This is a genomic window from Prolixibacter sp. DSM 2831 (assembly GCF_056493735.1).
In genome coordinates, this window is sequence record NZ_CM151379.1 from 4,188,170 (window position 1) to 4,200,798 (window position 12,629).

General features: G+C 45.4%; 14 protein-coding genes. 11 read left to right on the top strand and 3 right to left on the bottom strand.

The genetic code is table 11. The annotated features are described in order from the left end of the window. Positions 1-19: 19 nt before the first annotated feature. On the bottom strand, positions 20-1,264 hold the full coding sequence (locus AC060N_RS17280) for a GTPase (RefSeq protein WP_479524867.1): 1,245 nt from the start codon (positions 1,262-1,264) through the stop codon (positions 20-22). A 170-nt stretch (positions 1,265-1,434) separates the two neighbouring features. On the opposite strand from AC060N_RS17280, the gene coaD reads away from it, so the two are divergent. From coaD to AC060N_RS17300, 4 genes are all read left to right on the top strand, one after another. Next, on the top strand, positions 1,435-1,923 hold the full coding sequence (gene coaD, locus AC060N_RS17285; RefSeq protein ID WP_153640250.1) for a pantetheine-phosphate adenylyltransferase: 489 nt from the start codon (positions 1,435-1,437) through the stop codon (positions 1,921-1,923). Positions 1,924-1,927: 4 nt separating this feature from the next. After that, the gene (locus AC060N_RS17290; RefSeq protein ID WP_479524868.1) at positions 1,928-3,364 is read left to right on the top strand and encodes a TlpA family protein disulfide reductase; all 1,437 of its coding nucleotides are present in this window, start codon (positions 1,928-1,930) and stop codon (positions 3,362-3,364) included. Between the two features lie 120 nt (positions 3,365-3,484). Further along, positions 3,485-4,117 (top strand): orotate phosphoribosyltransferase, encoded by a 633-nt coding sequence (pyrE, locus tag AC060N_RS17295; RefSeq protein WP_106540353.1) that lies wholly within the window; start codon positions 3,485-3,487, stop codon positions 4,115-4,117. A gap of 78 nt (positions 4,118-4,195) precedes the next feature. Then, positions 4,196-4,687 (top strand): polyketide cyclase, encoded by a 492-nt coding sequence (locus tag AC060N_RS17300; RefSeq protein ID WP_106540354.1) that lies wholly within the window; start codon positions 4,196-4,198, stop codon positions 4,685-4,687. Here the strand turns inward: AC060N_RS17300 and AC060N_RS17305 are convergent, their stop codons facing one another. Beyond that, on the bottom strand, positions 4,688-5,434 hold the full coding sequence (locus AC060N_RS17305; protein ID WP_479524869.1) for a biotin--[acetyl-CoA-carboxylase] ligase: 747 nt from the start codon (positions 5,432-5,434) through the stop codon (positions 4,688-4,690). Positions 5,435-5,550: 116 nt separating this feature from the next. Between AC060N_RS17305 and rsfS the strand changes: the two genes are divergently transcribed. Genes rsfS through pssA form a run of 7 tightly spaced genes read left to right on the top strand, consistent with a single transcriptional unit; the run spans position 5,551 to position 11,188 of the window. Then, complete coding sequence (rsfS, locus tag AC060N_RS17310; protein ID WP_463236966.1) at positions 5,551-5,928, top strand: ribosome silencing factor; 378 nt, start codon at positions 5,551-5,553, stop codon at positions 5,926-5,928. Continuing rightward, on the top strand, positions 5,912-8,026 hold the full coding sequence (gene ftsH / locus AC060N_RS17315) for an ATP-dependent zinc metalloprotease FtsH (RefSeq protein WP_228492008.1): 2,115 nt from the start codon (positions 5,912-5,914) through the stop codon (positions 8,024-8,026). The genes rsfS and ftsH overlap by 17 nt, the downstream gene beginning before the upstream one ends. A 1-nt stretch (position 8,027) precedes the next feature. Next, a complete protein-coding gene (locus AC060N_RS17320; RefSeq protein WP_479524870.1) occupies positions 8,028-8,681 on the top strand; it encodes a LutC/YkgG family protein in 654 nt (217 codons plus the stop codon). Positions 8,682-8,698: 17 nt separating this feature from the next. Further along, entirely contained in the window at positions 8,699-8,914 is a 216-nt protein-coding gene (locus AC060N_RS17325) for a putative signal transducing protein (protein WP_153640257.1), read from the top strand. Further along, a complete protein-coding gene (locus AC060N_RS17330) occupies positions 8,911-9,735 on the top strand; it encodes a phosphatidate cytidylyltransferase (RefSeq protein WP_479524871.1) in 825 nt (274 codons plus the stop codon). Before AC060N_RS17325 ends, AC060N_RS17330 begins: the two co-directional genes overlap by 4 nt. Before the next feature lie 42 nt (positions 9,736-9,777). Beyond that, entirely contained in the window at positions 9,778-10,431 is a 654-nt protein-coding gene (locus AC060N_RS17335; protein WP_479524872.1) for a phosphatidylserine decarboxylase family protein, read from the top strand. A 22-nt stretch (positions 10,432-10,453) separates the two neighbouring features. After that, positions 10,454-11,188: a CDP-diacylglycerol--serine O-phosphatidyltransferase gene (gene pssA, locus AC060N_RS17340; RefSeq protein WP_479524873.1), complete on the top strand. Its 735-nt coding sequence runs from the start codon at positions 10,454-10,456 to the stop codon at positions 11,186-11,188. 312 nt (positions 11,189-11,500) lie between these two features. On the opposite strand, the gene AC060N_RS17345 is transcribed toward pssA, so the two are convergent. Continuing rightward, on the bottom strand, positions 11,501-12,625 hold the full coding sequence (locus AC060N_RS17345; RefSeq protein WP_479524874.1) for a cytochrome d ubiquinol oxidase subunit II: 1,125 nt from the start codon (positions 12,623-12,625) through the stop codon (positions 11,501-11,503). Positions 12,626-12,629 lie beyond the last annotated feature (4 nt).

Genomic DNA, 12,629 nt, shown 5'->3' on the forward strand with positions numbered 1-12,629 from the left:
ATTCTCTCAATATCTACCATTATCTCCACGGAACCATCACCCGGTCCAGACTTTTCCGTCCCTGAATATAGGAAAGGAAAATTCCGTAGTTGGTGAATGGAATACCGATGGCTTCCAAATCACGGATGCGTGCCTGCATTTTTTGGCCACTAATCATGCAGCCTCCACAATGAATAACCAGACTGTATTTCTCCAACTCTTTGTTTTCCTGGAACTCCCGGCCAAAGTTGTGCTCAACTTCTACTCCCGGAAAATGTTGCTGAATGTATCTTGGAATTTGCACAATCCCGATGTCCTCTTTGATCCGGGAATGGTTACAGGCCTCGGCAATTAATATCCGGTCACCTGCTTTGATGTGCTCCAGCGCATTGATTCCTTCGTGAAATCCATTTAGTTTGCCCCGACTAACATAGTTTATCATCATGATGGAGAAAGTGGTCAGCAGCATGTCATCCGGCGCCCAATCCTTCATGATGTCCATTGCCTGTGAATCGGTGACAATGGCTTTTGGACGACGTTGCAAACTGGCCAGGAAATCATCCCAGCGTTTTCGCTCAGAAGGATCGCCGCTGCGCGCTTTTCCTAAATCCATCCGGAAGGAAACCGGAAAGGCCCAGTGCCGGGTGATGTATTCTTCGGCCATTGCCTGCGGACGCAAATATCGCCCGGGCGGTGTTTCCTCATCCATCGGAATATTCAATATGTAAAACTGGTCTTTCTCGACAAAAGGAAGGAGCTCCAGTTGCTGATTCTTTGATTCGAAATTACCAAGAATAAACTCCAGCAACGGTTGGCGAGAGGCCGGGTTGTTGGCTGTTATTCTCAGTTTATGATGAAACTGAATGTAGGGCAACTCCCTCTCTACGTTGGCAATTCTCTCCTCATCGACAGCCTGAAACAGGTTGTAAATGACCAACAGCTGTTTGTCCAGCTGGCGTGCTTCTTCCAACACCAGCGCCTCTGTTTCAAATTCATCGGTAGATGGATCAATGATCAAAAGAACAAGGTCACATTCCTTTAGCGTGGATAAAACTTTCTTCTTCTTCTTTTCGCCAAGTCCGGTTCCTTCATCCAAACCGGCCGTATCGAAGAGTTTTACCGGCCCCATTCCGTGAATTTCCTGCAACGTTATTTTGGTATCGGCGGTAGTTCCCGGTGTTGAATCGACAATCGAGGTTTCCTGTTGCGTCAACAGGTTCATCAGGGTACTTTTCCCCGAATTCATCTTACCGAAAATGCCAATGTGATCGCGTTCGACAAGCATGGTTATTGATTTCTATTTGGTTACGATTATTTTCTCTTCCCGCCAATTTAGGAAACTTTTTTCTTGTGATTCAGGAAAACAGACAGGAAAACTGAAATAAGCCACCTTTCCCATAAAATGAAGGCTTTCCCGAAATTCTTTTTAGTTTTGCAATACTCAAACAGCAATCAATGGAAAGAATCGCAATTTTCCCGGGCTCTTTCGACCCTTTTACCATTGGGCACGAATCCATCGTCAGACGTGCCATTCCGCTTTTCGATCAAATCATTATCATGATTGGTTATAACTCGAATAAAAAGCCGTTCTATCCGCTGACCAAGCGGAAAGAGTGGATTAAGAAGGTTTTTGAAAATGAGCCGAAAGTCAGTGTTGGAAAATTCGAAGGCCTGACTGTTGATTACTGCCGGAAAGTTCATGCCCAGTACATTTTGCGTGGCTTACGTACCGCTGCCGACTTTGAGTACGAACGTGCCATTGCACAGGTCAACAAGAAGATGCATCCGGAAATTGAAACCGTTTTCCTCTTAACCACTCCGGAGCATACGCCAATCACTTCGACCATTGTGCGCGATATTCTCCGCCATGGTGGAGACGCCAGCATGTTCCTTCCCAAACAATTGGATATTCAGGAATTTTACACCGAACAGGAAGAATCGTGAGTTGATGATTAAAAGATTGTTTTTTATCGTTCTGTCCGGACTTAGTCTGGCCTTGCAAGTCAATGCATCGGAAGTAAATATCAACGGGGTTGCCCCGGTTTATGCCGGGAAGAAGGTTACGTTTTACTATCACCCCGATCCGGTTTTGTACCAGGATGTACCACTGGCTTCCACAACGATTAACAAGGATGGGAGCTTTTCGCTTTCGTTCTCCCTTTCCCAAACACGGCAGGTTTATTGTAATCTCGATAAATACCAGGGAGTTTTAGTCGCAGAACCCGGCCAGGAGTATCAAATCATCCTTCCCAAATATGTTCCTCTGACTGACGCGCAAAAGAAAAGCCCGTATTTTAAACCCATTCCTTATTGGTTGGGCCTGAAAAACCGGCCGAAAAACGATATCAATTTCAGGATACGGGAATTTGTCGAAGAGCTCACCCACGAAATCAACCAAAATGTAAACGACATATATCACAACGGGTCGCAACGGGTTGCCGGCGAAATCATCGCCAAATTAGAAAAGGCTTTTCCGGATACGAAATCTTCTTACTTTAATGTAACGAAAGAGTACTACTACGCCGGGCTCGAATATGATGCCAGCCAACGGAACCCGGATGCCGTCGTCATGAAATATTTTGCCACGCGACCGGTGGAATTGGGAAATGCCAAATACCAGGAGTTGTTCCGGACGATGTTTACCAATTTCCTGAAAAAGAAAGCTCAGTCGGTCGATTTTGAAAAGGTAACACCATTGGTAGACAGCGGCAACTGGAAAGGCCTGCTGGATTTCTTCACAGGAAAAGGATACCATACATCGTTTGCTGAACTGGCGATTCTGAAAGGTCTGAACGACGGTTTTTATTCTTCGTTTTTCGAAAAGGAAGGTGTTTTACTAACGTTGAAACACGCCGAAACGGAAGCGACGAATGCCGAATACCGGAACCTGGCCAAAGGCATCACGAAACACCTGACAGAAACGATGACCGGAAGTGAAGCTCCTTCGTTTAACCTAAAAAATAATACTGGAAAGGAAACCGCGTTGAGTTCTTTTCACGGTAGGTATGTGTACCTTAACTTCTTCAGCACCGATAACAACGAAAGCCTGCAGGATCTGAAATTGCTGAAAAATGTTCAGCAGCGTTTTCATCAGGTCCTCACGGTAGTTTCGGTTTCCATGGGCGACAATTTCGACACCGCCAAACAGTTGTGGGAAAAGAATGGTTACACCTGGCCTTTGTTGGATGCCTCAGGCAACCAAAAGCTTGCTGACGCTTATCGCGTAAAAGACGTCCCAACCTTTTACCTGGTAGGTCCCGATGGAAAATTACTGTTGTCGCCGGCACCGGCGGTATCCAGAGGTTTTCAGGCCGCTTTTGTCAGGGTTTTCCGGAGCACCGAGAATCAGCGAAAAAGAGCTGCTTCTTCCCCTTCCAATAAGTAGTGTTAGGGAAACACTTATGCAAGATGATCGTTTTCTTAAGTTGATTTCGTCCAGCACTTTTAATCGGTCTACTTAAAAAATCTTGTTAATTTTGCATGAAAACAAAAATCAACTACCGCTATGGAAGCTCTACAAATCGAGGTCGCCAAACGATTACTCGCAATAAACACCATTAAAATATCTCCGGAAACACCTTTCACATGGGCATCGGGCTGGAAAGCGCCGATTTATTGTGACAACCGCAAAGTGTTGTCTTATCCGGAAACCCGCAAATTTATTTATCAGCAGTTTGCCAAACTCATTAAAGAGAAATATCCCGAAGCTGAAGTAGTCGCCGGTGTGGCTACGGGAGCGATTGCTCACGGAGCGTTGGTTGCCGAAGAATTGGGCTTGCCATTTGTATATGTTCGCTCGAAGCCGAAAGACCACGGTCTGGAAAACCTCATCGAAGGCGATCTGCAGCCAAGCAAGAAAGTTATTGTCATCGAGGATTTGGTTTCCACTGGATTAAGTTCCCTGAATGCCGTAGCCGCTTTGCGCAACTATGGCGCCGACGTACTGGGAATGCTGTCCATCTTTTCATACAACTTCTCGATTGCCGCTGATAAATTCAAAGAAGCCAACGTTGAACTGACTCCGCTCAGCAATTACAACCTGCTGCTGAAAGTAGCACACGAATCGGGCGAAATTACCGACAGTCAACTGGAAAATCTGAACCGCTGGAGACAAGATCCGGCTCACTGGGGACGATAATCAAACGATATAATTCTATTTTTGCAGCCGGGCACTCGTTATCAATGCCCGGCTTTTTATTTAACCAAGACAAATACCATGGGAACAGAAAAATATGTGAGCGAGGTAAAAACCGTTGCGTATGAGCAAGGAGTTGTTTACCAGAAACTCTCGAATCTGGAGAATCTGAAACCACTGCTAAAACCTGAAAACATTGAAAAAGTACGCGAGCAGATACCCAATGCTCCGGAAATTAACATCGAGGATTTTGAGGCAACCCCCGATAATTGTTCTTTTAAAATCAGTCCTATCGGGAAAGTGGGAATGAAAATTGTCGAGCGCGAACCGGAAAAGAGTATCAAACTAACGGGCGACGGAACCGTTCCTTTCCAGTTTTATTTCTGGATTCAACTTGTCCCGGTCGATGATAGCTCTTGTAAGCTACGGCTTACGCTCCATGCCGATCTGAACCCGATGATTAAGATGATGGTGAACAAACATCTAAAAGACGGCATCGATAAAATGGCGGAAGCTATCAGCCGCATACCGTTTGATTTGAACGGAGACTCGTCGGGCGAAATCGAATCGTAATCAAATGATAAATTCCACCTCCTTCAGGTGGAATTGTTGTTTGGTCCCGTCGCGTCTTTCAACAACCAAACGCCCGATTTCGTCTACACCGGTAATTCTACCTTCGAACTCTTCGTCTCCGGCATGGTAAGGCGCCCACTCGTTCATCCGGAATAACCGCTCCTCATACGCTCTGTTGATTTTCTGTACCTCACCAGTCTTCAACTGCATATACCAGTCGTCCAACCGATCGCAGAGTTCTTCCAGACATTCATCCAATAAAAATTCTTTATCTGTCAACAATGATAAGGAAACCGGATTAGGCGCATCGCTGAGAAACTCCCGCTGGTTAATGTTTAACCCGATGCCTACAATGCTCGAAGCGATAGTTCCTTCGCGCAATGAATTTTCGATCAGAATTCCGGCAATTTTCTTTTTCCCTACGTAAATATCGTTGGGCCATTTAATGTGCACATCGGATACGTAAGCGCTCACAAAATCGGAAACAGCGAGCGCAACGGCTTTTGAGATGAGAAACTGGCTAAGGATGGGGACAAAATCCGGGTAAAGCACAACACTCATGGTGATGTTTTTTCCAGGCTCGCTTTCCCAATGCTGATTTACCTGTCCTCTTCCCTTTTCCTGGGCCGAAGTTGAGTAAACAATTCCTTCCGGCAGACGTTTTGTCATGAGTTGCCTGCTGGCATAGTTATTGGTCGAGTCTGTCCGGCTCAGATGTTCCATCTGATTGCCAATGATTGTGCGCATATCGTAATTACATTTTGAGTGTAAAGATGGCAACCAATTTTTCAATAACTTAACAAAATCGCAATTTTACAGCGATCTGGTTAAAAAAATTATCTTTGTAATTTTAAATTCAATACATGGTGAATAAGACCCGGAACAGCGATTCCGAACATCTTATCGAGGCAATTGTTGAAGGAATACGCCGCAAGAAAGGCCTCGATATCATAAATATTGACATGAAAAAATTGGGTAATACGGAATGTGACAATTTCATTATTTGCCACGGTAATTCCAATACCCACACCGATTCGATTGCCCACTCAGTTGAAGAAACCGTCGAGGAAATTGAAAATACCAGGGTTTGGCATAAGGACGGATATCAAAATGCTCAATGGATACTCCTCGATTATGGCGATGTAATGGTGCATGTTTTCCAGGAGCAGTACCGAAGGTTTTACGACCTGGAAGAACTATGGGCCGATGCCCAAATTATACAAATTGAATCAGAAAGTTGAACTCTATATGGCTGATAACAACATTAAAAATAATAACGGATCGGGCATGCCTAATAACAATAAAAAGCCTCAGGGCAATGGCAATAAAGGTCGCTTTAATCCCAAGTTTAATCCCATCTATGTTTATGGGATTATCATCTTGATCTTTATCGCTCTTCAGTATTTTGGCTCAGGCGGCTCACCCGTCGAAACCAACTGGCGCGAAGTAAAAAACACCATGCTGAAAAATGGTGACATCAAGAAAATCGTGGTTGTCAACCGCGAGCGTGCCGAAATATTTTTGAAAGACAGTGCTTACGCAAAATATAAATCGAAATTCGATCAGGGATTTGGTACGCCATCGAAAGCCGGACCACAATTTTATTTTATCATCGGTTCCGTCGACACGTTCGAGCAAAATCTGAAACAAGCACAGTCTGATGTTCCCGAAAAAAATCAGGTAATCCTCACATACGAAACAAGACGGGATATTTTCATGGAAGTGCTAAGCTGGATACTACCTATTTTATTGCTGGTGGGTATCTGGTGGTGGATTTTCCGCCGGATGAGCCGTGGTGCCGGAGGCGGAGGAGGAGCCAATATCTTCAATGTTGGAAAGTCGCAGGCGAAAGTTTTCGATAAAGACTCCCGTGTCAGCACAACTTTTAAAGATGTGGCCGGATTATCTGAAGCAAAACAGGAAATCGAAGAAATTGTAGAGTTCCTGAAGAACCCCGGACGCTACACCAAACTGGGAGGAAAAATCCCGAAAGGTGCTTTGCTTGTCGGACCTCCGGGAACCGGTAAAACATTGCTAGCCCGTGCTGTAGCAGGCGAGGCCAATGTGCCGTTCTTCTCCATGTCAGGTTCCGACTTTGTCGAAATGTTTGTCGGTGTTGGTGCATCGCGTGTGCGTGACCTCTTCAAACAAGCAAAAGAAAAAGCTCCGTGTATTGTCTTCATCGATGAGATTGACGCAATAGGACGTGCCCGTGGACGGAATCCTAATATGGGCTCCAACGACGAGCGCGAAAACACGTTGAACCAGTTGCTCACCGAAATGGATGGTTTTGACACCAACTCGGGAGTTATCATTCTGGCAGCAACCAACCGTGCCGATATTCTCGACCGTGCACTGATGCGTGCCGGACGTTTTGACCGCCAGATTCACGTAGAATTGCCGGATATTAACGAACGGGGCGAAATATTCCAGGTACACCTGAAACCTTTACGGAAAGGCGAAGATGTAGACGTTAGTTTCCTCGCCAAGCAAACTCCCGGATTCTCGGGTGCCGATATTGCCAACGTGTGTAACGAGGCCGCTTTGATTGCAGCACGCCGTAAGAAGGAGACCGTACAGAAACAAGATTTCCTCGATGCTGTTGACCGGATTATCGGCGGACTGGAGAAAAAGAATAAAATTATATCGCCCAGCGAAAAGGCAACGATTGCATACCACGAAGCGGGACACGCTACCGTTAGTTGGTTACTGGAACACGCGCATCCGCTCGTGAAAGTAACCATTGTACCCCGTGGAAAAGCATTAGGTGCAGCATGGTATCTCCCGGAAGAAAGACAAATTACGACCCGCGAACAGATGCTGGACGAAGTTTGTGCGACACTAGGTGGCCGGGCTGCAGAAGAAAACGTATTTGGTACTATCTCCTCCGGTGCACAAAATGACCTGGAGAAAGTCTACAAAACGACGTACGCCATGGTCTGCTATTTCGGAATGAGTGATGCAGTAGGAAATGTAAGCTTCTATGACTCTACAGGTCAATCGGATTACAGTTTCAACAAACCTTATAGCGAACATACTGCAGAACTGATTGATCATGAGATAAAAGATCTGATCGATGTTCAATATCAGCGAGCGCGGAAGATTCTAGCCGACAACGCTGAAGGACATAAGCAACTAGCTGAAAAATTACTGGAACGTGAGGTTATCTTTTCGGAAGATTTGGAAGCGATTTTTGGACCCCGTCCGTGGGACCCGCAGAAGGGACCGGAAAAAAAGATCGAAGTTCCTATGGCAGACAACAGCGAAAATAAGCCGCTGACTTCGCCTCCAACTACTTCGCCGAAAGATTCGCCAAAGGATAACAAAGAATCAGCATAACATGAAAAATCCCGGTGCCAGGGAACAAATACTCGACCGGATAAAAAATTCTGCCTTCAGGCAGAAAAGCAAACAAAACGGAATAACCGGAAAGGCGCAGGAAGAGCCCTCTCCGGTTTTTCCCGTTTCTAACCTGCATTTATCGGAACAGTTTCAGCAAGAACTGGAAAAAATACAAGGCCATTTTCATCTGGCAAAAAGCCGTGACGAACTGCTTGCCCAACTAAAAGGGCTTAAGGAAGAATACCGTTGGCCGTTTGTTTTTTGCCGCGATAAAGGCCTCCGGGAAATTTTGAAAGATGCCGGTTTAGAAGTATCTTCCGAAATGCAGCGTTTTCCGGAAACGAAGGCAGCTTTAACCGGTTGCGAATGGTTGATTGCCGAAACCGGAGGAGTACTGGTTCACTCGGGTAGCACCAGCGGGCGAAAGCTCCACTTTTTCCCGGAAGTGCACATGGTAGTAGCCGGTTCCAATCAGTTGGTCCGGACACTGGAAGAAGCGCTTGTCAGGCTGGAAGAGAAATATCGCGATGATCTTCCTTCACAAATTACACACATTGCAGGTCCCAGCCGGACAGCCGACATTGAGAAAACACTGGTAATGGGAGCTCACGGACCCAAAGCGCTGCACGTTTTTCTAACAGAATATGAATAAATAAGAAAGGGAATGTTATGGAAAAAGGTTGGAAACAAATTTTCATGACCGGACAAGACTTTAAGGCCCAGATGGCCAAAGACTTGCTTGAAGAGAACGGAATTGAAGCCCTTATCATGAATCATAAAGATTCAACTTTTACTACTTTTGGCGACATAGAAGTTTATGTCCGCGAAGAAGTAGAAGAAAAAGCGCTGGACATATTAAAAAATCTGAAAAGCGGGGAAAATTGAACGATCTGAAAGTCCGTACTCTTTGGGGAACTTTGTTTGTAGCTGTGCTTATCGGGGCCACCTGGATAAGCCCTTATACCTTTTCCCTGTTATTTGTCTTCATCAGTAGTTTTACGCTGAAAGAATTCTACGATTTACTGGCGAAATCGGGTGCGGTTCCTCAGCAAAAACTGGGAATATTTGCCGGGATTGTTCTTTTTCTGGTATCCTTTTTTATAGCCCGGGGAGCCTTGTCGGAAGCCTGGCTTCTGACGCTCATTCCATTGATGCTTTCCCTGTTTGTTGCCGAACTCTATCGCAATAAAACACTGGAAATGCCATTCCGGAATATCGCTTACACCACGATTGGTGTTATTTATATTTCGGTTCCTTTCGCACTGCTCAACTTTTTTGTCTATCCCAGAGAGTTAGGATATATGTATGAACCTAAAATATTACTCAGTCTGCTGTTTTTCATTTGGGCCAGCGATTCGGGTGCATACCTGATTGGTTCGAAGTTTGGAAAACACCGGCTGTTCGAACGTATTTCACCTAAAAAATCGTGGGAAGGTTTCTTCGGCGGACTGGCAGCGGCCATCATCGTAGCTGCAATCCTGGCTCAATTCTGGGACCAGTACAGCTTCGTCCCGTTGGCCATTATTGCGGCCATTACCGTGATTGCAGGAACCTTCGGCGACCTGATTGAATCCATGTTTAAAAGGAGCCTGGGAGTGAAGGATTCGGGAAATTTTATGCCGGGGCACGGCGGACTACTCGACCGCTTTGATAGCATTCTCATCGCTATTCCGATGGTATATTTTATCCTTGCATTTCTTCGCTGAACATTATTTACGTAAATTTGCCCAGCATTTTTAAGACCAACAATGAGAATACACAAAGAAGGCTATGCCATTATTGCAGTTGCCATACTGATTTGGGCACTACTGAACGGACTGGTATGGGAAACCCGTGAACCTTATTTCTTCGTGTTCATGCTGCTGATTTCAACACCGGTACTGGCATTAACCATTCGTTTTTTCCGGTACCCCGAAAGGGAAATCAATTCCGGGGAGAAAACAATTCTGGCACCGGCTGACGGGCAGATTGTTACCATTGAAGAGACAACCGAAACGGAGTATTTTCAGGATCGCAGATTGCAGGTTTCCGTTTTTATGTCGCTGTTCAATGTGCATGTTAACTGGTTACCCGTTGCCGGGAAGATCAAATACGTTAAACACCACAACGGGCGATATATGTCGGCTTACCTGCCAAAATCATCTACCGATAACGAACGGACTACAACCGTTGTCGAAATGGAAGATGGTACCGAAATTCTGGTACGGCAAATTGCGGGTGCAATGGCTAAACGCGTGGTTACGTACGCCAACGAAGGAGACACAATGGAACAAGGCGGTGAACTAGGCTTCATCAAATTCGGTTCCCGCGTAGACGTATTCCTTCCGGTTGGTACTGAAGTAACAGCCGACATGTGCGAAGCCGTTACCGGACGACAAACTATCCTGGCCCGACTGAAATAAAGCATCAAAAGCTTAGGCAATCATGCGCAAACACATTCCGAATTTTCTTACATCACTCAATATTGTCAGTGGTAGTCTTTCTGTCACCTTTGCTCTCGAAGGTCATATTAACCTGGCGGTGTTAACGATGTTTTTAGCGTCTCTATTTGATTTTTTCGACGGGATGAGTGCTCGTTTGCTGGAAGCTTATTCTCCTATCGGGAAAGAGCTGGATTCGCTGGCAGATATGATTTCATTCGGACTGGCTCCGGGAATGATTGTACTGACACTTCAGAAATATGCGCTTTTCGGCGATGTTCGCTCATTGGTAGGTACCACCGGTGGATGGCTCACCTGGGTTTTCCTGTTGAGTGCTTTCTTTATTCCGGTGATGTCCGGATTGCGGTTAGCTAAATTCAACATCGATGAACGGCAGGCTACTTCCTTTATCGGGTTACCTACTCCGGCCAATGCCATCTTCTTTGCGTCGCTGGCGCTAATTGCCGAAAACGGAAACATGCCGGCGCTGGACACGATTCTGCTCAATCCTTACAGCCTGCTCTTTTTCACGATAGTGATGTCACTGCTGTTGGTTTCTGAGATTCCGATGTTCTCTCTGAAGATTAAACACCTGAAATGGCGTGGTAACCAGGTTCGCTACCTGTTCCTCTTGACAACGCTTGTGCTTATCTATTTCTTCAGCTTTTACGGCATTACACTCTCCATCTTGCTTTATATTCTTATCTCATTCACATTGAGCCTGAAAAAGACGGTTTAAGCTTTTTTACCTGAAATTGATTTCGTCAGGCTAACTATTTCTTTTACCGAAAAACTTTGATGACGCCTTCTCCGCGAAAAGCGATAAAACGCAACGCACAGTTTCTCAATACAATATTCATCGATAAAAAAAGGGCCGCCTTTCAAAAGACAGCCCTCGATTCGTTTCAAACAAACGGATTATTCTTCTTCCAGTTTGTGTTCGTATTTTTTGAGCGCATACTGCACTGCTTTTAAGCTGATGTAGATAAGTATCGGCCAGCTTAACAACCATAATATCGATTCCAAATACATAGACTAAAGTTTTTTCGGTTTAATAAACGTGACCTTCACCCTCACCGCTAATTTCCGATTCGGTGATTTTCTCCCGGTTAATGGACTTCCATGCGTACCAGATATAGGCCAGTACGAAGGGAACCATCAACGATACGTAACTCATCACTGTCAAGGTAAATTTCGATGATGAACTATTCACAATGTTCAGCGACGACTGCAAATCGAAATTCGAGGGATAGTAGCAGGTGTTATTGTAACCGGCAACCAGCATCAGGGCAAATACGGTGAGTACCGTTCCGATTCCGGCATACCAAATTCCGTTGGTTTTGTCTTTCAACAGCGAACTGATGATTCCCCAAAGAACGCCAACAACACCAACCAGGAAGATGATCAATACCAGCGGCATTTGCAGGAAGTTGTGCAAGTACTTATAAGGTTCCATCGATACATCGAGAGTTTTCGGATCGTAAGCAAATCCTTTGATAAGCAACAGACGAATCACGAAATAGAGGAAGAATACCAGGAACGGAATGGTATTATACAGCAATTGTTTCTTCGCATTCTTAAAAATGGGCTCGTGATCGATGCTGTTCATGAAATACAATAATGCCAGAACGCGGGCCAGGAAAAAAATCGCCAGGCCCATCGCTACGTTACTGAATGTCAAAACAGCTTCTAATCCGTGTGCTGGATTTTCCCACTGCGAAAGGTTCATGTTGCTAACGGAAAAGTTCGCGCCGTTGAAAAATGTTCCAACCACAACGCCAAGGAGAACTGTTCCCAGCAATCCGTTGACAAACAGGAATGCGTCGAAAGTGCGCTTGCCCAGGAAATTACTCGGCCGGCTGCGATATTCGTACGAAACGGCCTGAATAATAAAGGCAAACAACAAGGCCATCCAGGCCCAGTAGGCTCCACCAAAGCTGGTGGAATAGAAAAGCGGGAAAGAAGCGAAAAATGCTCCACCAAAAGTTACCAGCGTGGTAAAGGTAAATTCCCACTTGCGACCAAGTGCATTGACAATCATGGTGCGCTCGTTACTGGTTTTTCCCAGTCGGTAAATCAGCGTCTGACCTCCCTGAACAAACATCAGGAAAACAAGTAACGCTGCTAAAAGTGATATGATGGCCCACCAATAGTGTTGGAGGGTTAAATGACTCATTGAT